Below are 18,330 nucleotides of genomic sequence, written 5' to 3' on the forward strand. Positions count from 1 at the left end.
GGTTTCCCCGTTCGGCGGGCCGAGAGGGCGTTCCTCGGCCGCCTCCTACGGCTGCGAGTTGGCCGTCCACGTCAAGGACATCCCCCGGCCGACCCCACCGAGAACATGCTGGCCGCCTGCCTGTCCACTTCAGCCGCGCCCGCGCCCGCGCCCTCAGTCGAGGGTCCGCGGTCCGCGGTCCGCGGATCCTTCCGGATCATCGCCTGTCCGGCCGGAATGCCCAGTCCATCGTGGGTTCCACGGCGACGCGGAAGGCTCGCCGGACGGGCGGTGTGCACAGCGCGGTTATCGCGGTGGCCGCGATGACGGTGACTGCGATCGCTCCCGCGGGGGTGTGCACCCAGTCCGGGCCGTACCAGTCCCGGAAACGGGAGCCTTTTGCGAGGAAGCCGTGCAGGAGGTAGCCGTACAGCGTGCCGGCGCCCAGCACCGTGAACCAGGTGCGGCGGTGCGGCGTCCAGGCGAGGAAGCAGGCGGTGAGGAGCAGGGAGCAGCCGAAGAGCGCCAGGGTCATCGTGACGCCGGTCCATGCCGGGGCGCCGAGTTCCGGTGCGCTGTCGCGGCGGTAGAACCACGCGGTGTTCATCCGTTCGCACGCCCAGTAGGCGACCGCGAGGGCTCCTGCGAGGACGGGCAGGGAGGCGATGCGCACCGTACGGGTGCGGAGCCTGGTGAAGTGCTCGGGTCTGAGCCGCAGTCCGAGCACGAAGAACGGCAGGAACTGCAGCACCCGTTGGAGATCGAGGTCGTCTCCGATCTCCGGGGAGACGGAAGCGAGCGCCGCGATCGCCAGGGCGAGTGGGACGGGCCAGGCCACCGCGCGCCATACGGGAGTGGTGAGCCGCCACAGGAACAGCGCGACGAGGAACCAGGTCAGATACCAGGGATCGAGCAGGCTGATGGGGTAGCCGGGGTCGTCGTCGGCCCACCGTTTGAAGAGGGCGTACGCGGTCTCGAACAGGGCGTACGGGATGGCGATGCCCGTGATCAGCCGCTTGATCTGGGCCGGGGTTCCCTCGTAGCCGCGCGAGAAGTATCCGGCGATCATGATGAACGCGGGCATGTGGAAGGTGTAGACGAAGATGTAGAGCGCGGCGGCGGCGCGCGATTCGCCGCGCAGCGGCTCCCAGGCGTGGCCCATGGCCACCAGCACGATCGCCAGGTACTTGGCGTTGTCGAAGTACGGGTCCCGCGCCCGCGCATGGTGCCGGGTTTCGGTGTCCGGGCCGGGGCTGCGGGTTTCCTTCCCGGGAGTCTGCTCCGGGCGCGGGGCCGCGGCGTGCGTCCGGGTCTCGGGAAGGGGGGCGTGGGGGTGGGGTCTGCCGCTCACGAGCGCTGCCTCCGGCACGAGCGACGGTGGTGCGCGGCGGGCACGGAACACTTCATCTACAGCAGAGTAGTAGTACGGGGTGTGGAGCACGCAAGGCCGCCGCCCGTCGGCCGGGCTGAACCGTGCCGCGGCAGCGGGGCCGCCGCCTCGGCACGGGACCGAGCGGTGTCAGAGGTTGACGCCGAAGCCGGAGGCGATACCGGTCAGGCCCGTGGTGTAGCCCTGTCCGACCGCGCGGAACTTCCACTCGTCGCCGCTGCGGCAGAGCTCGCCGAAGGCCACGGCCGTCTCGGTGGCGGCGTCCCTCAGTGAGGTCGTAGCGCGCGAGTTCGTTGCAGTCGGGGCGGAGCGAGGGGCACCCGCTTGATCTATAGAAATGTAGTAGACAGGGAGAGGGGATCGCGTCAGTAGGATGTGCCCTGGACGACGAGAGCGGGAGGGCGCCGAAGTGACGCAACGGCGAAAGCAGAGCCGGCAGGGCCCCTCCTCGCCCCGCGGTCACCGGCGGGGGCAGGGGGAGCTGGAAGCGCTCGTGCTGTCTGCCCTGCGGCAGGCGCCCGGCCCGGTGACGGCGGGCTGGGTGCAGGAGCGCCTGGGGATGGAGTTCGCGTACACCACGGTGATGACGATCCTGACCCGGCTGCACACCAAGGGCGTGGTGTCCCGGGAACGGGAGGGGCGCGCCTTCGCGTGGCTGGCCACCTCGGATGAGGCGGGGCTGGCCGCGCTGCGCATGCGGCGGGTCCTGGACAGCGAATCCGACCGGGGCGCGGTCCTCGCCCGGTTCGTGACCGGGCTGTCCTCGGACGACGAAGTGGTGCTGCGCGAGCTGCTCCGGGAAGCGGCCGAGGAGCCGGAGGAATAGCCGCATGGGCATCTTCGTCTTTCTGCCGCTGGTGCTGCCGGTGACGGCGTTGCCGATCGTGCGCCTAGCCGAGCAGCATCTGCATCCTCGGGGCGCGGCCCGCCTGTTGACGGTCGTGGGGGGCTTGCTGGCGGTGTGCAGCACGCTGTGCCTGGTGCTGCTGATGGTGGTCGGCACGGCGCAACTGCCCGGCAACCCGCTGCCGGACGGCTGGTCGGACCCGGAGGTACGCGACGCCGTGCCGCACGAGGAGTACGTCGGCGAGATCTCCATCGGCGCGCTCCTCGCGGTGCTCATCGCCTGGTCGCTCACGCTCGCCGGCCACTTCCGCGTACGGCGGCGCGCCCACCGGTCGCTGGCGGGACTGCCGGACGACGGGGAGCCGGCCGTACTGCCGGACGCCGACCCGTACGCGTACGCCCTTCCCGGCGCCTGCGGCAGACGCGAGCGGGTGGTGGTCTCCACCGCGATGCTCGGGCATCTCGACGCCGAGGAACGCCGGGTGCTGATCGCCCACGAGCAAGCGCACCTGGCCGCCCGGCACCACCGCTTCCTGCTTCTGGCCCAGTTGGCGGCGCGCGCGAACCCCTTGCTGAGCCCGTTGCGCGACGCGGTCACCTACAGCGCGGAGCGCTGGGCCGACGAGGAAGCGGCGCGAGAGGTGGGCAGCAGGCGCACGGTGGCCCGCGCGGTCGCGAAGGCAGCGCTCGTCACCCGCCGTACGCCCGCCTCCGGGCTGGTGGCCTTCGCCGAGCCCGGCCCGGTGCCGCGGCGAGTCGCCGCGCTGCTCGCGCCCGAACCGCCCGCGCGCAGCTGGCCGCCGACCGGCACGGCGGCGGGGCTGGCCGCGTGGGTGGCGGCGGCGGGCACGGCGGCATCCGCCCTGTCATCACTGACCGCCGCCGCCGCACTGACCGCGATCCTGGTCGCCGCCACCCCGCTGTAGCCGGCACCGGGTCCGTACGTACAGGGGCGGGGCCCGGCACCGCGACGTGTTACCGGATCAGAGGTCGAACTCCTCCGGCGGGATGCCCAGGGCGAAGCAGACCTCCCGTACGACGCCCTGCTCGTCCTTGTCGAAGTCGCCGTCGGCGCCGCCGATGACGATGCCGATCTGCACTACCGCCCGCGCCTCGGCGGGCTTCTTGCCGACCTTGCCGATGGTCTGCATGACGCTGACCTTGCCGAACTCGAAGTCGCTGGTCAGCTTCTGGCAGTTGTCGTCGAACAGCCGCTGGAGCTCGTCGGAGGGGAAGTTCCGCAGTACCTCGTTGCTGGTGATCAGCGAGGTGACGCGCTGGCGTTCGGACGGGTCGATGCTTCCGTCGGCCGCGGCCACCAGCGCGCACATCGCCATGCTGGCGTCACGGAAGCCGCCGCTCTTGAGATCGTTCTTCTTCGCGTTGAGCTGGGTCTGCATCGTCGAGGCGGATTCCTTGATCCGGTCCCACAGTGCCATAAGCCAAACCTCCGAGCCGCACTTTGCTTCTACACTCGTGTAGAAGTTGACAGGACGAGCAGTGTACAGCCCGCAGTTGACGGCTCGTGACGGGCCGCTCACGGAGCCGGAGCCCCGGGTCACTCCTCCCCGTCTTCCTCCTCGTCCCCCTCGAAGGCGTCGCCGATCTCGTCGACCACCTCGGCGGCGACCATGCCTCCGACGACACCCACGGCGACACCTGCCGCCGCACCCGCGGCCACAGCACCGGCGCCGGGTCCGGAGCGGTGCCGCCCGTCATGCCCGTGGTCCATGTGCCCGTGCTCGTGTCCGTCCTTGGACGGTGCCGGCTCGCGGTGCCCGAGCAGTTGCCGAAGCCAGCCCTCCACCTCGGCGGCCCAGTCCACCTGCGCCACACCGTGATGGGCGACGGTGAAGCGGTGCACGGCGTCGTGGCCGTCGCCGAAGGGCCCGCAGCGCTTGTCGGCCTCCAGTACCACCTCCACCTCCTGCGGTCCGGCGAGGAAGGTCAGCTCGATTTCGCCGGCCGCGTACACGTACCCGGGCGGCGGCGCCAGCTCGATCTCCTGGTAGAAGGGCAGCTGCTGCCATGTGCCGCGGATGTGGCCGAGCTCCAGGTCGGCGGAGGTGAAGCCGAACCCCAGCTGCCCGAACGCCTCCAGAACAGCCTCCTGTACGGGCAGCGGACGCACCGCCAGCGGGTCGAGGTCACCGGCGTCCTTCGCTCCGGCCACCGCCAACTCCGTACGCAGGCCGAGCACGACACCGAGCGGTTGCCCGTACAGCTCGGTCACCGGGGTCTCCCACGGCACGGTGACGCTGAACGACCGGCTCGCCTCCTCGCCCGCCGAGAGGCGGAAGCCGCCCGCGAGCGTCGTACGGTCGAAGACGACGGCGCCGTGCGTCTCTCCCTCGGCGTGCTCCGCCTCGACGTGAGCGACGAGTTCGAGCGTGAGGTGCTCGATCTCCAGGTCGGACGAGCCGCCGCGCAGGTGGACCTGCCCGGTCAGCGTCCCACCCGGCAGCACCGGGTCGCCGTCGAGGACAGTGTCGATGTCCGGGCCGCCGACTCCGAAGGCTCCCAGCACTCGCTTGAACACCATGACGGTAGCCCACTTCCTTCCCCTGAGATCACTTCGCGCGCTCACGCGGATACGTATCGTATGTGCCCGGCGGACTCCTCTCTACAGGCTTGTAGAGGAACGGTTAGCATGAGACGCAGGCGCCCCCTGCGGCCGCCGGCCCTCGCCCGTACGCCCACAAGGAGTCGCAGTACCGCGATGGACGATCCTCCGAGTACCTGCCGTGCCCTGCCCCGCCCGCACCCGCAGCACGCCGGTCAGCGAACGGGGGTGGCACGGTGACCGAGGTGCTGCTTCTGCTGGTCGCCCTGGCGCTCACACTGGCCTGCGCGGTCTTCGTCGCCGCCGAGTTCTCCCTGACCACCGTCGAGCGCAGCGAGCTGGAGCAGGCGGCGGAAGCGGGTGAACGCGGCGCCGCGAGCGCACTCCGTGCGGCGCGGGAGCTCACGTTCCAGCTCTCCGGCGCCCAACTGGGCATCACCGTCACCTCCCTGATCATCGGCATGCTCGCCGAACCGTCCCTCGCCGCCCTGCTGCGCGGCCCGCTGGAGGCGACGGGCCTGCCCGGCGGCGGCGCCTCGACCCTCGCCGTCGTCCTGGGTGTGACCGCCTCGACCGTGGTGCTGATGGTGATCGGCGAGCTCGTACCGAAGAACTGGGCCATCTCCCGGCCGCTCGCCGTCGCACGGGTCGTCGCGGCGCCGCAGCGCGGATTCACCGCCGCCTTCGGACCCTTGATCCGCCATCTCAACGGCTCCGCCAACCGGCTCGTGCGCCGCCTGGGCCTGGAGCCCACCGAGGAACTGGCCTCCGCGCGCAGTCCCGAGGAGCTGATCGCCCTGGCCCGGCACTCCGCCGCGCAGGGCGCGATCGAGTCCGACTCCGCCGAACTCTTCGTGCGCACCCTGCATCTGGGCGAGCTGAGCGCGGAGAACGTGATGACGCCGCGGGTGGACGTCACCGCCCTGGAAGCACACGCCACCGGGGCCGACGCCGCGACCCTCACCCTGGCCACCGGCCTGTCCCGCTACCCCGTCTACCGGGACACCCTGGACGAGGTCGTCGGCACGGTACACATCCGCGACGTACTCGCCCTGGACGAGGACGCGCGCGCCGGGACCCCGGTCACCGCCCTGATGACCGAGCCGCTGCTGGTGCCGGACAGCCTCCCCGTGGACCGCCTGCTGGACCGGCTGCGGCACAGCCGCACCATGGCCGTCGTGGTCGACGAGTACGGCGGCACCGCGGGCGTGGCCACCATGGAGGACATCGTCGAGGAGATCGTCGGAGAGGTCCGCGACGAGCACGACCCCGAGGAGCACCCGGGCCTGCTGCCCCTCGACGGCGGTCCCGACGGCCGCTCATCGTGGGAGGCCGACGGCGGCGTACGCCTCGACCAGCTCGCCGCCATCGGCCTGCACGCACCCGAGGGCCCGTACGAGACCGTCGCCGGGCTCGTCGCCGACCGGGTCGCCCGCATTCCCGCCGCCGGGGACGCCGTCGAACTGGACGGCTGGCGACTGGATGTCGTCCAGGTCGGCCACCACCGCGCCGAACGCGTACGGATCACCGCCCCGGCCGCCGTATCCCAGCACCACGGAGCGGAGGAGACCCGGTGACCGCCCTGCAACTCGCCATCGGCGCACTCACCCTGCTGACCAACGCCTTCTTCGTCGGCGCCGAATTCGCCCTGATCTCCGTACGCCGCAGCCAGATCGAACCCCGCGCGAAGGCCGGGGAGAAGCGGGCCCGCGCCACGCTGTGGGGCATCGAGCACGTCTCCGCGATGATGGCGACGGCCCAACTCGGCATCACCGTCTCCTCCCTGGTCCTCGGCGCGGTCGCCGAACCGGCCATCGCCCACCTCCTGGAGCCCGGCTTCGACGCCGCCCACGTGCCGCACGGCCTCGTGCACCCGATCGCGTTCGTGATCGCTCTGGCCATCGCCACGTATCTGCACATGCTCGTCGGCGAGATGGTGCCGAAGAACATCGCCCTGGCCGCACCCGAACGCACCGCACTGCTCCTGGGCCCTCCCCTGGTGGCCCTCACCCACGCCCTCCGCCCCCTGATCTTCGGCATCAACGCCTTCGCCAACACCCTGCTCCGGCTGCTGCACGTCGAGCCCAAGGACGAGGTGGCCGCCGTCTTCACCGACGACGAACTGGCCCGCATGGTCGAGGACTCCCGCGCCGCCGGACTCCTGGAACCCGAGAAGGGCGAACGGCTGCGGGACGCTCTCGGCCTCGGCACCCGGCCCGTCGGCGGCATCCTCGCCCCGCTGGAAACAATGGTGACCGTCGACGACAGCATCACCCCGCGCCGACTGGAGCGCCACTGCGCCGAGTCCGGCTTCTCCCGCCTGCCCGTCACCGCGCCCGGCGGCGCCATCCTCGGCTACCTGCACATCAAAGACACTCTGGGTGTCGCGGAACGCGACCAGCCCTTCCCCCGCGACGCGCTCCACCCGGTCACCACGGTGCCGCGGGACACACCGCTCGACGACACCCTCACGGCGATGCGCTCCACCGGCACCCACCTTGCCGCCGTCACCGACGACGACGGCACCCTTCTCGGATTCGTCACCATGGAAGACGTACTGGAGGAACTCGTCGGCCCCGCACCCACCGCCCCCTGAGCCGTTCGGCACCGCGAGAAATCGTCATCATCGAGGAACTGGTGCCTGCCGGAATGAGTCCTACCCTCCAAGTCGCCGCAGGGAGGCAGCGGTCGGACGGGAGCGGGCTGAGCCGAAAGGCTCTCTGCTCCGGTTGATGCACCGGTTGATGCACCGGTTGATGTTCCTCCCGGGTGCCCGTGGACCTTTGTAATGCCGTTTGACGGAGGAGTTCGTGCCTCAGCACCGCATAGTCAGCGCGCTCAGCGGAAAGCGCGGGAAGTGGACAGCGGGAGTGGCGGCCGTGGCCGCGGTCAGTGCGGTGTCCGCTCCCCTTGTCTGGTCCGGCCTGAGCGATCGGGCGGAGGCGGAGGCCGCCGGGACCGCGCTGAAGGGCCCTGCGGGCACCCACCCGCAGGCCGACTTCGACAAGGACGGGCGCGCCGACCAGGTGTCCCCTTCCCCGAACGGCGAGGTGTCCGGCAGTAACCAGGCCGGGTTCCTCGCCGTCACGTACGGGTCGGACAAGCCCGGCGAAGGGCGCCGCCAAGTGGTCGACCAGACGACCTCGGATGTGCCCGGAAAGCCTGTCCGTGCCGCCCAGTTCGGTGCCGATTCCACCGCCCGCGACTTCGACGGCGACGGCTACACCGATCTCGCGGTCACCGCCGGGCGCGGCAAAGCTTCCGTCATCCTGTTGTGGGGGTCGGAGAAGGGGCTCCGCGGCGGTACGTACCTCAAGAACGCCTCCGGTTCACCGATCGCGGCGGTCGGCGGCGACTTCGACGGCGACGGGAAGGCCGATCTCGTGACCGGGTTCGGGGCGAAGGGGCTGGTGAAGGGACCGTTCACCCGGGCCGGCGGTGCCGCGGGCACAGCCTCCGTGCCCGAGCCGCGCATCAAGGACGAGGAGGGCGACGACATTCCCAACCCCTCGCTGGAGGCCGCCGGTGACCTCAACGGCGACCGCACCGACGACCTCGTCACCCTCACCACCAACGAGACCGACGACAACACCAATCACGTCGTCTGGGCGAGCCGCTACCTCCAAGGCGGCAAGGACGGCTTCGCCGAACCCGTGAAGTCACACATCCCCGGCAACGGGGCGGCCACGGTCGGCGATGTCGACAACGACGGCTACGGCGACCTGATCGTCGGCCGCCGCGGAGCGGAGCGGGAGTGCGGCGATGTGACGGTCGTCCACGGCTCGTCCCACGGGCCCGGTTCGCGGCAGACGACAGTCACCAAGGACAGCCCGGGCGTGCCCGGCGAGGCGGGTGGCGCCTGCGACTACACCTCGCTCGACGGCGGCGACGTCGACGGTGACGGCTACGCCGACGTCCTCGCCGGCGCGACCCTGGATTTCGGGTCAGGTCAGCAGAAGGGGGCGGCGACGCTGCTGCGCGGGGGCCCCAACGGCCTCTCCGGCAACGGCGCGCAGCGCTTCACGGCGAAGTCGTTCGGCGCGTCTCCCTCCTCTTCCTCCGGTGCCTTCGGCAGCGCCGTCAACCTGCTCGACATGGACGGGGACGGCAAGAGCGACGTCACGCTCGGCGACCCCGACAGGAACGAGATGCGCGGTGCTCTGTGGGTAATTCCCGGCACCGGCGGGGCCGTGCCGGAGAAGGACGCCGTTTCGCTGACCCCCAAGGACTTCGAACTGTCGGAGGGAACACCGCTGCTGGGCTCCGGCGCCACGGACGTACGCGGCTCGTAGGTCACGACGTCGCGGGTCTGCGCATGCGCGGCCGTTTCCGGGGCGAGGCCGGCAGCCGGCATGCGCGTACGGAGCGGTTCGCGGTCGGTGCGGCGTCGTGCGTGATCGACGCGACCGTCACAATGGCGGGGTGGAACCCATGGAGACCACGGCGGCCGTCCGTGCCCGGATGAGCAAGCAGAAGAGTCGGAACACGCAGGTGGAGCTGAGCCTGCGGAGTGCCCTGCATGCCGCGGGGCTGCGTTACCGGGTGCACAAGCGCCCGCTGAAGAGCGTGCGGCGAGAGGCGGATCTCGTGTTCGGGCCGACTCGCGTCGCGGTCTTCGTGGACGGCTGCTTCTGGCACGGATGCCCGGACCACGCAACGTGGCCGAAGAACAATGCGGACTTCTGGCGCAAGAAGATCGAGGGCAACCGAGCGCGCGATGCGGACACGGACGCAAAGCTGGCGGCGGCGGGGTGGCTCGCCGTACGGGTCTGGGAGCACGAAAGCCCGACAGAGGCCGCCGAGCGGGTGCGCGAAGTCGTGATCTCGCGGCGCGGCAAAGCGTGAACCCGCGGTGGCCGATGCACGAGCGGGGCCTGGGAACGTACCGGGAAAGGCACTTCGAGAGCATGCGCCCGCTGCCGACGGACTGACCGGGTCCCGCCCCTCGTAGGGGAGCCGGGAGTCACGCGGTGGGCGTGGAGCGGGCGCGGACGTGGAGGCGTTCGCCTTGCGGGCCGTAGAGGGCGAGCCATTCGACGGGGCGGTCGCCCGCGTTGGCGACCGCGTGCGGGACGCGGGTGTCGAACTCCGCCGCCTCGCCCGCCGTGAGGACGAGGTCGTGCTCGCCGAGGGCGAGGAGCAGGCGGCCGGAGAGGACGTAGAGCCACTCGTAGCCCTCGTGCATGCCCTGCTCGGGCCGGGACTGCCGGGGGGTCTCGGGGGCCGGGAGGATCTGTTTGTACGCGTGCAGGCCGCCGAGGTGGCGGGTCCGAGGAGGACGCGTACCTCCAGCGCCGCACCCTGCGCCGGGGCAGCGCGGGCTGGCTGCTGCTGACGGGGCTCGGCGTCGCGTACGTCGTCTCCGGCGACTACGCGCGCTGGAACTTCCGCCTCGCCCAGGGCGGCTTCGGCCGCCTCGCCATCGCCACCGTGCTGATGGGCCTGCTGTCCACCTGCATGGTCTTCTCGCCCGCCGACCCCTCCTCGATCCTCCCCACCCCCGGCCCCGGCTCCCGTTCCGCGCTCCCCGCGCCCGCCACCCGGGCACGCACCGCCAGAACCCCCGGCACAACCCGCCAGAACCCCCGGTACAACGGCACACCCCCCCGAGAGGAACCGCATGACGCCCGCGGTGAGCACCGCCGACCTCGCACCGACCCCCTACGCCTGGGAGATCCGGGCCGAAGGGCTGAAGGTCAGAGCCGGCCGGAAACGGATGGCCGTCGACGGGCTCGACCTGTCCCTGGGCACCGGCGTACACGGCCTCCTCGGCCCCAACGGGGCAGGCAAGACCACCCTCATACGGGCGCTGGCCACCGTACTGCGCCCGGCCGGCGGCACCCTCGAACTGTTCGGCAAGTCCGCGGGCGGCGCCGGTGAGCACCGTGCGGTGCGCCGCCGGATCGGTTACCTGCCGCAGGAGTTCGGCTACTACAAGCGCTTCACGGTCCGCGAGTTCGTCGAGTACATGGCCTGGCTGAAGGAGGTGCCCAAGGCGGACATCCCCGCGGCCGTGCAGCGCGCCGTGGAGCGGGTTGGCCTGGCGGACCGGGCCGACGAGCGGATGAAGGCGCTGTCCGGCGGCATGGTACGGCGCGCCGGCATCGCGCAGGCCCTCGTCAACGACCCGTCGGTCCTGCTGCTGGACGAGCCGACGGCCGGACTGGACCCGGCGCAGCGGCTGCGGTTCCGCGAACTGCTCCAGGAAGTGGGCGCGGACACCTGCGTGGTCGTCTCGACCCACCTGGTGGAGGACGTGGCCGCCGCCTGCACCGACGTGGTGCTGTTCGCCGAGGGCCGGCTGGTGTTCCAGGGCACCCCGGACGACCTGGCCGCGGCGGGCGGCGACGGGCACGAGGGCGACAGCCCGCTGGAGCGCGGCTACTCCGCGCTGCTCCGGAGCCCCGGCCGGGAAAGGGGCGCCTGGTGAACGTACGTGTGCCGGCTACGGAGTTGCGGCGTTCCACCGCCCCCTGGGCAGGCGCCCTGGTACTGGGGACGGCGCTGGCGTTCCTGTACGCGCTGGGCGGCGGACCGTGGTGGCGGGGCACCGCCGCGTGGACGGAGCAGTGGACGTCCATGGCCCTGTGGACGCGCTCCCTGCTGGTGTTCCTGTGGCCGCTCGCCGTGGGCCTCGGCGCGCTCCAGGGGCTGCGCGACCACCGTTCGCGTATGACCGAGCTGCTGGCGAGCACTCCGCGGCCCGCCTGGCACCGGGGCGCCGCGGTGGCGGGTACGACGGCGCTCACGCTGGTCTCCGCCTACGCGCTCCTCGTCCTCCTGGGCGGCGTCCAGGTGTTCGCCAACACCTCGTACGGGCACGCCGGTTGGCTGCCGGTGTCGCTGGTGGGGGCGTTCGCCCTGGTCGCGGGCGCCGTCCTGGGCATGGGGGCGGCCCGCGCCCTGCCGTCCGCGCTGACCCCGCCCGCGCTGGCCGTGGCCGCCTTCGCCGTGACGGTCCTCTGCCAGCCGTCACCGGACGAGGCGGTGCCGACACCACTGGCGCCGAACCGGCTGTCGCTGCTGTCACCTGCCGCCGCACAGGTACGCGAGGCGCTCCTCACCCTCTCCGCCTCCGCGCACACCGGGCAGGCGCTCTGGCTGCTCGGCATGGCCGCGACGGGCTTCGCCCTGCTGACGGCCGTGTCCCGGCGGGCCCGGCTGCTCGCCCTCACACCCGTACTGGCGGGCGCGGCGCTCGCCCTGCTCGTCCTCCCCTCCGACCCGCGCCACACGTACGTCGTCGACGAGGCCGCCGCGGAGCGCGTGTGCGACGGCCCGGTGTGCGTCACGGCCATGCACCAGGGGCGGCTCGCCGACGTCGCGGGCCCTGCCCGCAGGGCACTGCGCCTGCTGCGCACCGCCCTCGGCGACGGCGCACCGGCAACGGTCCGGGAAAGCACCGCCCTGCGGGGAATCGGCGACACGCCGGAACGGTCCTCCCGTACGGTGCTCGTCGACTTCGACGACGGGATGATCGCCGGTGCGAAGGGCGAGGATCTCACCCGCGCCCTGATCGCCCAGGCCCTGGCACCGGCGTGCTTCGCCCGCAGCGACCGCGAGAGCGGCATCACCGGGGAGCTCGCGGCGCAGAGCGTCGCGGCGGGCTGGGTCCTCGGGGACCTCGAACCGTTCGGCGGCACCGTCCACGCGGCGGACGACCAACTCGCCCTCGCCCGCCCCGTGTGGAAGAGGCTCACGGCGCTGCCACGCGCCGAACAGCTCGCCCGGATCACCGCGGCCAGAGACGCCGCCCTCCGCTGCGAGGGCTTCACACTCGACGTGCTGAACGGCGGTGCGACCCGGTGAGATGGCTGACGCTGTACGCGCGTGCGCGGCACGTGCCCGCCTCGCTCGCCGCCGTGGTGCTCAGCGCGGTGGCGGTGTGGGCGCTCGCCGGGGACGGCGGCCGGGGGCCCGGCGACCCGCGGCTGCCCGTACTCGCCCTCGCGGCGGGGGCGATGGCCGCCTCCACCGGACTCGGCGGGCACGACCTCGCGCTGGACCGTACGGCCGCGATCCGCTGGGCGCCGCGCAGGGCGGCGCACGTCGTGCTCATCGGTACGGCCGTCTGCGCGGCGCTGCTGGCGGCGCAGGCCCTCGGCGAGGACCTGGCGACATTGGCGTTCGTCGTACGGGACGGCGCGGGGCTGGCAGGGCTCGCCGCGGCGGGGGCGGCGGTGTGCGGGGCGAGGTACGCGTGGACGCTGCCGTTCGGCTGGCTGTCGTTCGCGCTCTTCGCCCCGCCGCCGTCGGGTGTGCCGGCGCAGATGGCGACGTGGATGCTGGTGCCGCCCGGCACGGCGGCGGCCACCTGGACGGCCGCGGTGCTCGCGGCCGCCGGCACCGCCGCGTACGCCCTCGCGGGACCGAGGCGGTAGGCCGCGGACGCGACCGTACGGTGCGTACGGGTCTGCCGTACGGTGCCGGTCACCCGGCCGCCTCCGCGGCGCGGTCGGCGGACGAGGTGTCGGACAGGGCCTCGCCCGTGTAGTCGGCCCAGATGCGGTCGGGTATGCCGCGCGCGGGGCCGTCGAGCGCGGTCTGCTCGGACGTCCCGTGCCGCTCGCCGAACACGCCGACGGCGGTGGCCAGTTCGGGCGTGTAGCCGACGTGCCAGGCGGCCTTCCTGTCGTCCGAGGGCCCGGACACCACGGCCACGGGGAGCCCGTACGGGAGCTTCGCGGGGACGCCGGGGACGCCGCGGCCCCTGTCAGCTCCGCCGCCCGCGCCACTGTCGTCCGCGCCCTGCCATCCGTCCGCGCCCTGCCATCCGTACGGGTCCGTGAGGCCGTCCGTGACCAGGCCGGCCGTCTCGCGCTCGACGGCACGGCCGCCCACGGAGTCCGGCAGCCGGGCGCGTTCGCCGCCGCGGACCGCGGACTTCACGACCGACGGGGTGACCTTCGTGCCCTCGCGGCCGAGCGTCGCGTAGACGCCCGCCAGCTCCATGGGGCTGACGCCGACCAGGCCCAGCCGTACGGCGCCGCGGGCGCCGTAGCCGCCGGTGTCCGGGTCCACGCCGAGGTCCACGGCGGTCTTCCGTACGTGCGCCGTTCCCTTGCCCTCCGTCGGCCTCACGGCGGCCTGCTCCCCGTCCGAGTACCGCCGTACCTTCCGCTGCAGCGCCGCGGCGTCCGCGATGGGCTGGAAGGCCGGGCCCGACTGGTAGTCGGAGCGGGTGGCGTTGCTGAGGTAGTGCCGGGTGTAGTCGCGGCCGCCGTAGAGGGCGACCACGTGGCCGGTCTCCGGTGCCACGGAGACGGCGCCGCCCTGTACGTCCCTGCCCGCGCCCTTGGCCTCGCCGTCCTCGCCGTCGAGGTGCCGCGCGACGGCCTTCTCCAGGGCCCGCTGCCGGGCGCGGTCGATGGTGAGGGTGATCGTCCAGCCGCCTGCGGCCAGTTCCTGCTCGCTGACGCCGGATTCGAGCAGCTCCCGCCGGGCGGCGTCCACGAAGTAGCCGGCCTGCCCGCCCAGTCCGGGAGCGGGACTGGGCGCCACGGGCGCGGGGAACCGCATGCGGCGCCGTTCCGCGCCGTCGAGCCAGCCGCTGTCCACCATGTTGTCCAGTACGTAGTTCCAGCGCGCCTTGATCTGCTTCTTCACGGCGGGTTCGGCCGCGGACCAGTCGTACTGGCTGGGTGCCTGCAGCAGCGCCGCGAGGTAGGCGCCCTGGGCGACGGTGAGGTCCTCGACGTTCCGGTCGTAGTACGCGCGTGCCGCGGCCTGGATGCCGTACGCGACGCGACCGAAGTAGCTGGTGTTGAGATATCCGGCGAGGATCTCGTCCTTCGAGTTCCGCTGGTCGACCTTGAGGGAGATGACCATCTCCCGCGCCTTGCGGGTGAGGGTCTGCTCCTGGCTGAGGTAGTAGTTCTTGACGTACTGCTGGGTGATCGTCGAGCCGCCCTGAGTGCCCTTGCCCAGCGCGGTGTTGGCCAGGCCGCGTGCGAGGCCCACCGGGTCGAGGCCGGCGTCCTCGTAGAACGACTTGTTCTCGGCCGCGACGAACGCGTGCCGCACCGCCTCGGGCACCCGCCCGATCGGCACGGACTCGCGGTTGATGTCACCGGTGCGGGCGGCGACGGTGCCGTCGCTGTACAGGTACACGTTGCTCTGCGCCTGCGCCTGCCGGTTGGCCTCGGGGACGTCGACGGTGAAGTACAGGACGGTGAACGCGCCGGTCGGCAGCAGGATGAGCACGAGGAGCGCGGCGAGCAGCTTCCTCCATGTGAGGAGTCTGCGGATGCCCGTTCTGCCCGGCCGGGTCCCGCGCGTGCGCTGCTTCCGGTGCTTCCTCTGCTTCGTGATCCTGTTCGTGATCCCGGCTGCCGGGATCCGCCACCTGGTACGCATGGCGCCACCCTCGGAGACGGAGATCTTGGCGGGTGCAAGGCGGCATGTCGGACGGTGCTCGGAGATGTATCAGCCGTGTATCGGTCTGCCATCGGTCCGTCGGGTACGGGCGACGGTCAGTCGCGTACGGGCGACGGTCCGGCGCGTACGGACGGCGGTCCGGCGCGTACAGGTGGCGGTCCGGCGGGTACGGGCGGCGGTCAGTCGCGTACGGGCGCGGGGTCCGCAATCGGCAGCCGTACGGTGGCGATCGCCCCGCCGTCGTCCGCGTTGCCGAACTCCAGGGCGGCGCCGAGGACTTCCGCCTGCCCGCGGGCGATGGTCAGGCCGAGCCCCTGGCCGCGGCCGCGCTCCTTGGCACCCGTACGGAACCGCTTCGGGCCGTCCCTGAGCAGATCCTCCGGATAGCCGGGGCCGTGGTCGCGTACGGTCACCGTCCCGCCGTCTGCCGACACCTCCACCGTCACCTCGACCGGGGGCCGGCCGTGCCGGTGGGCGTTGACGAGGAGGTTCGCGACGATGCGTTCCAGCCGCCGCGGATCCGTCCACACCTTCCCGCCGTCCCCGCTGATCCCGCCGTCCCTGCCGTCCCCGTCCTCCGCGGATCCGGCTCCCTCCAGGCGCAGTTCGGCGGGCAGCGCGGCGCGCGCGACGGCCTCCTCCACCAGGGGTCCGACCGCGCACGCCGTCAGATCCGCCTCCTCGGCGCCCGCGTCCAGCCGGGAGATCTCCAGCAGGTCCTCCACGAGGGTGCTGAGGACCCGCGCCCGGTCCCGTACGTATCCGGCGGCCTCGCCGCCGGGGAGCAGTTCCGCCGCGGTGACCAGGCCCATGAGCGGCGTGCGCAGTTCGTGCGCGACGTCGGCCGTGAACCGCTGCTCACTGCGCAGCCGTTCCTGGAGCGCCGCGGCCATCGAGTCGACCGCACGGGAGATCTCGGCGATCTCGTCGTCCGGGCGGGGCTTCGCGCCGATCCTGGCGTTCAGGTCGCCGGCCGCGATGCGCCGCGCGGTGCCCGCGGCGGTGCGCAGCCGGCGGCTCATGCGCGCGGCCGTCAGGGCGCCGATCGGGAGGACGACGGCGGTGGTGACCAGCCCCGCGACGACGATGTTGGTGTCGAGCGCGCCGATGTCCCGCATGGTGGTGCGCATGTCGACGCGTACGGACAGCACCCGGTCCCCTGCGGGGCGCGCGGCCCACATCGAGGGCCCGCCGGGCCCGCCCGTGTACTCGGTGCCCTGCCGGCCGTCCCGTACGAGCTCCCGCAACTCGTCCGGCACGTTCCGGGCGTCGAGTTCGGCACCGGAGCCCGCCACGTCCCCGGTGCGGGCGTAGGCGGCCGCGGCGCGGTCGAGTGTCGTACGGGCGGTCTGCCGCGCCTGGGACAGCTCGTGGTCGCGGGAGGCGTTGTGTACGAGTACGCCGACCGCCGCCGCCACGGCACACGTCGCCGCCGCCACCAGGAGGACGATCCGCCATCGAAGTGCCATCGTCAGCGCCGCAGCTTGTAGCCGAACCCGCGGACGGTCTCGATCCGTCCGGCGCCGATCTTCGCCCGCAGCCGCTGCACATGGAGGTCGACCACGCGGGTGTCGCCGTGCCAGGCGTGGTCCCACACTCGGTTGAGCAGCGTACGGCGCTCCAGCACCACGCCCGGCGAGCGCGTGAACTCCAGCAGCAAACGCAGCTCCGTCGGGGTCAGCGCCACCACCTCGCCGCCCCGGCGCACCTCCATCCCCTTGCTGTCGACGGCCAGATCGCCGAACACCACCGTGGACCCGCCCCCTTCGCCGCCGCAGCCCGTGCCGTCGCCCGTACGGTGCGTGCCCCCGGCACCGTACGGTGCGCACGCGAAGGCCGAACGGCGCAGCAGCGAGCGGATACGGGCCACGAGGACGGCGCTCTCCACCGGCTTGACGACGTAGTCGTCGGCGCCCGCCTCCAGCCCGGACACGATGTCGAGGGAGTCGCCGCGCGCGGACATCATCAGGATCGGCGCCAGGCTCAGTTCGCGGATACGGCGGCACAGCCCGATGCCGTCGAGCTCGGGCAGCATGATGTCCAGGAGCAGCAGGTCGGGCCGCTCGTCGCGGAAGATCTCCAGCCCGGTGAGGCCGTCGCCCGCGGTGGACACGGTGAAGCCGTAGCGCTCCAGGAGCATGCGGACGGTGTTCCGGATGACCTCGTCGTCCTCGACGATCAGCAGGTGCGCCTCGGCGGCGTCGCCGCGGCGGTGCTCGGGGTGTGCGGACGTCATGGTGCCGGGCTCGCCCCCCGAGGTGCCGGGCTCGTCTCCGGGGGTGCCGGGCTCGCCTCCGGTACGGGGACGACGCTGTCGATGTCCCCGTCGGGCGCGCCGCGCTGACCGGTTTCCGGCGGGACGGGCCTCATCTGCGTGCCGTTCCACCGGTACCGGGTCGTCACCCGGCCCTCCGTGCCCGGCCCGGCACCCACGCTCAGACCGGTGATGACCAGGTCCCGGCCGATGACGGCGGACGTCATTCCCGACACCCCCCAGGAGACCAGCACCGGCTGCACGGTGCGCCCGTCGGCCCGGTACACCTCGATCAGGGTGAGCCCCGAGTCCGGCTCGTCCAGCGCCACCAGCAGCTCGTCCTCGCCGTCACCCGTCAGGTCCCGGTGCACGGGCTCGCGCAGCCCGCAGGGCTGCCCCGGGCAGCGCTTGAGGCCCGCGGCGAACCGGCCGGGCACGTTCGGGTCCCTCAGGATCAGGTCCCTGACCTCCATTTCGCGCAGCCCGCCCGCCGGCACGGTGGCCTTGACCGGCGCGTACGGCTCGGTGACCCGCTCTCTCTCGTCCTCCGTCGGCGGCGTGTGCTCCGGCCACAGCGGCGATGCGCTCGGCGGCGCCGACAGGCTGGGCGCGGGACCGCCGTCCCGCGCGCCCCCCTCCGCCGCGCAGCCCGCCGCGGCGGCGGCCCCGGCCAGCAGCAGGGCGGCGACCGCGGGCACCCGTACGCGCCCGCGCGGAGTGCGCGGGGCGGGGCCGGTGGTGCGTACGGGGACGGTGTGCATCGCCGCCAGCGTACTGGCGTACGGCGCGGGCCCGGCGGGCTCCGTACGCGCACGGGCCCCGTACGGTGCTGCCTCCGCGGTCCTCCAGTGGAGCCGTACGCCGCCCGTACGCCGGCCCGCGCCGTAAGAATCCGGCCAAACGCGTAAACCTCTGCCCGCC

At 72.7% G+C, this 18,330-nt stretch carries 16 protein-coding genes and 3 pseudogenes; 10 read left to right on the forward strand and 9 right to left on the reverse strand.

Annotated features, from left to right (window positions below; all coding sequences use genetic code 11):
* Positions 1–196: 196 nt before the first annotated feature.
* Both DVA86_RS30860 and DVA86_RS30865 read right to left on the reverse strand, forming a co-directional pair.
* Entirely contained in the window at positions 197–1,330 is a 1,134-nt protein-coding gene (locus tag DVA86_RS30860; protein WP_245997383.1) for an acyltransferase family protein, read from the reverse strand.
* Between the two features lie 168 nt (positions 1,331–1,498).
* A pseudogene (locus DVA86_RS30865) lies at positions 1,499–1,661 on the reverse strand (TerD family protein); the annotation flags it as partial.
* An 81-nt stretch (positions 1,662–1,742) separates the two neighbouring features.
* On the opposite strand from DVA86_RS30865, the gene DVA86_RS30870 reads away from it, so the two are divergent.
* Positions 1,743–2,195 carry a BlaI/MecI/CopY family transcriptional regulator gene (locus DVA86_RS30870; protein WP_208883276.1) on the forward strand — a complete coding sequence of 151 codons (453 nt, stop codon included), beginning with the start codon at positions 1,743–1,745 and terminating at the stop codon, positions 2,193–2,195.
* A gap of 4 nt (positions 2,196–2,199) precedes the next feature.
* A complete protein-coding gene (locus DVA86_RS30875) occupies positions 2,200–3,141 on the forward strand; it encodes a M56 family metallopeptidase (RefSeq protein ID WP_208883277.1) in 942 nt (313 codons plus the stop codon).
* A gap of 57 nt (positions 3,142–3,198) precedes the next feature.
* Here the strand turns inward: DVA86_RS30875 and DVA86_RS30880 are convergent, their stop codons facing one another.
* Both DVA86_RS30880 and DVA86_RS30885 read right to left on the reverse strand, forming a co-directional pair.
* On the reverse strand, positions 3,199–3,654 hold the full coding sequence (locus DVA86_RS30880) for a tellurite resistance TerB family protein (RefSeq protein ID WP_208883278.1): 456 nt from the start codon (positions 3,652–3,654) through the stop codon (positions 3,199–3,201).
* A 119-nt stretch (positions 3,655–3,773) separates the two neighbouring features.
* A complete protein-coding gene (locus DVA86_RS30885; RefSeq protein WP_208883279.1) occupies positions 3,774–4,757 on the reverse strand; it encodes a sporulation protein in 984 nt (327 codons plus the stop codon).
* 257 nt (positions 4,758–5,014) lie between these two features.
* On the opposite strand from DVA86_RS30885, the gene DVA86_RS30890 reads away from it, so the two are divergent.
* The 4 genes from DVA86_RS30890 (at position 5,015) to DVA86_RS30905 (ending at position 9,623) form a co-directional block, all read left to right on the forward strand.
* A complete protein-coding gene (locus DVA86_RS30890; RefSeq protein ID WP_208883280.1) occupies positions 5,015–6,355 on the forward strand; it encodes a hemolysin family protein in 1,341 nt (446 codons plus the stop codon).
* Positions 6,352–7,374, forward strand: a complete 1,023-nt coding sequence (locus DVA86_RS30895; RefSeq protein WP_208883282.1) for a hemolysin family protein — start codon at positions 6,352–6,354, stop codon at positions 7,372–7,374. Before DVA86_RS30890 ends, DVA86_RS30895 begins: the two co-directional genes overlap by 4 nt.
* A 214-nt stretch (positions 7,375–7,588) precedes the next feature.
* On the forward strand, positions 7,589–9,070 hold the full coding sequence (locus DVA86_RS30900; protein WP_208883283.1) for an FG-GAP repeat domain-containing protein: 1,482 nt from the start codon (positions 7,589–7,591) through the stop codon (positions 9,068–9,070).
* Between the two features lie 139 nt (positions 9,071–9,209).
* The gene (locus DVA86_RS30905) at positions 9,210–9,623 is read left to right on the forward strand and encodes a very short patch repair endonuclease (RefSeq protein ID WP_208885381.1); all 414 of its coding nucleotides are present in this window, start codon (positions 9,210–9,212) and stop codon (positions 9,621–9,623) included.
* A gap of 118 nt (positions 9,624–9,741) precedes the next feature.
* On the opposite strand, the pseudogene DVA86_RS30910 reads toward DVA86_RS30905, so the two are convergent.
* A pseudogene (locus DVA86_RS30910) lies at positions 9,742–10,068 on the reverse strand (cupin domain-containing protein); the annotation flags it as partial.
* Between DVA86_RS30910 and DVA86_RS35675 the strand changes: the two are divergent.
* The 4 genes and pseudogenes from DVA86_RS35675 to DVA86_RS30930 all read left to right on the forward strand — a co-directional run.
* Positions 10,047–10,289, forward strand: a pseudogene (locus DVA86_RS35675) (ethanolamine permease); the annotation flags it as partial. The pseudogenes DVA86_RS30910 and DVA86_RS35675 sit on opposite strands and share 22 nt — an antisense overlap.
* Before the next feature lie 109 nt (positions 10,290–10,398).
* A complete protein-coding gene (locus DVA86_RS30920; RefSeq protein ID WP_208883285.1) occupies positions 10,399–11,208 on the forward strand; it encodes an ABC transporter ATP-binding protein in 810 nt (269 codons plus the stop codon).
* On the forward strand, positions 11,205–12,587 hold the full coding sequence (locus DVA86_RS30925; protein ID WP_208883287.1) for a hypothetical protein: 1,383 nt from the start codon (positions 11,205–11,207) through the stop codon (positions 12,585–12,587). The genes DVA86_RS30920 and DVA86_RS30925 overlap by 4 nt, the downstream gene beginning before the upstream one ends.
* A complete protein-coding gene (locus DVA86_RS30930) occupies positions 12,584–13,159 on the forward strand; it encodes a hypothetical protein (RefSeq protein ID WP_208883289.1) in 576 nt (191 codons plus the stop codon). The genes DVA86_RS30925 and DVA86_RS30930 overlap by 4 nt, the downstream gene beginning before the upstream one ends.
* Positions 13,160–13,208: 49 nt before the next feature.
* On the opposite strand, the gene DVA86_RS30935 is transcribed toward DVA86_RS30930, so the two are convergent.
* From DVA86_RS30935 to DVA86_RS30950, 4 genes are all read right to left on the reverse strand, one after another.
* Complete coding sequence (locus DVA86_RS30935; protein WP_208883290.1) at positions 13,209–15,134, reverse strand: transglycosylase domain-containing protein; 1,926 nt, start codon at positions 15,132–15,134, stop codon at positions 13,209–13,211.
* A gap of 200 nt (positions 15,135–15,334) precedes the next feature.
* Positions 15,335–16,624, reverse strand: coding sequence for a HAMP domain-containing sensor histidine kinase (locus DVA86_RS30940; RefSeq protein ID WP_208883292.1), 1,290 nt, complete (start codon positions 16,622–16,624; stop codon positions 15,335–15,337).
* Positions 16,625–16,626: 2 nt separating this feature from the next.
* Complete coding sequence (gene cseB, locus DVA86_RS30945; RefSeq protein WP_208883293.1) at positions 16,627–17,391, reverse strand: two-component system response regulator CseB; 765 nt, start codon at positions 17,389–17,391, stop codon at positions 16,627–16,629.
* Positions 17,388–18,170, reverse strand: a complete 783-nt coding sequence (locus DVA86_RS30950; protein ID WP_208883295.1) for a hypothetical protein — start codon at positions 18,168–18,170, stop codon at positions 17,388–17,390. The genes cseB and DVA86_RS30950 overlap by 4 nt, the downstream gene beginning before the upstream one ends.
* Positions 18,171–18,330: the final 160 nt, after the last annotated feature.

It is taken from the genome of Streptomyces armeniacus, assembly GCF_003355155.1.
Taxonomy (GTDB): domain Bacteria; phylum Actinomycetota; class Actinomycetes; order Streptomycetales; family Streptomycetaceae; genus Streptomyces; species Streptomyces armeniacus.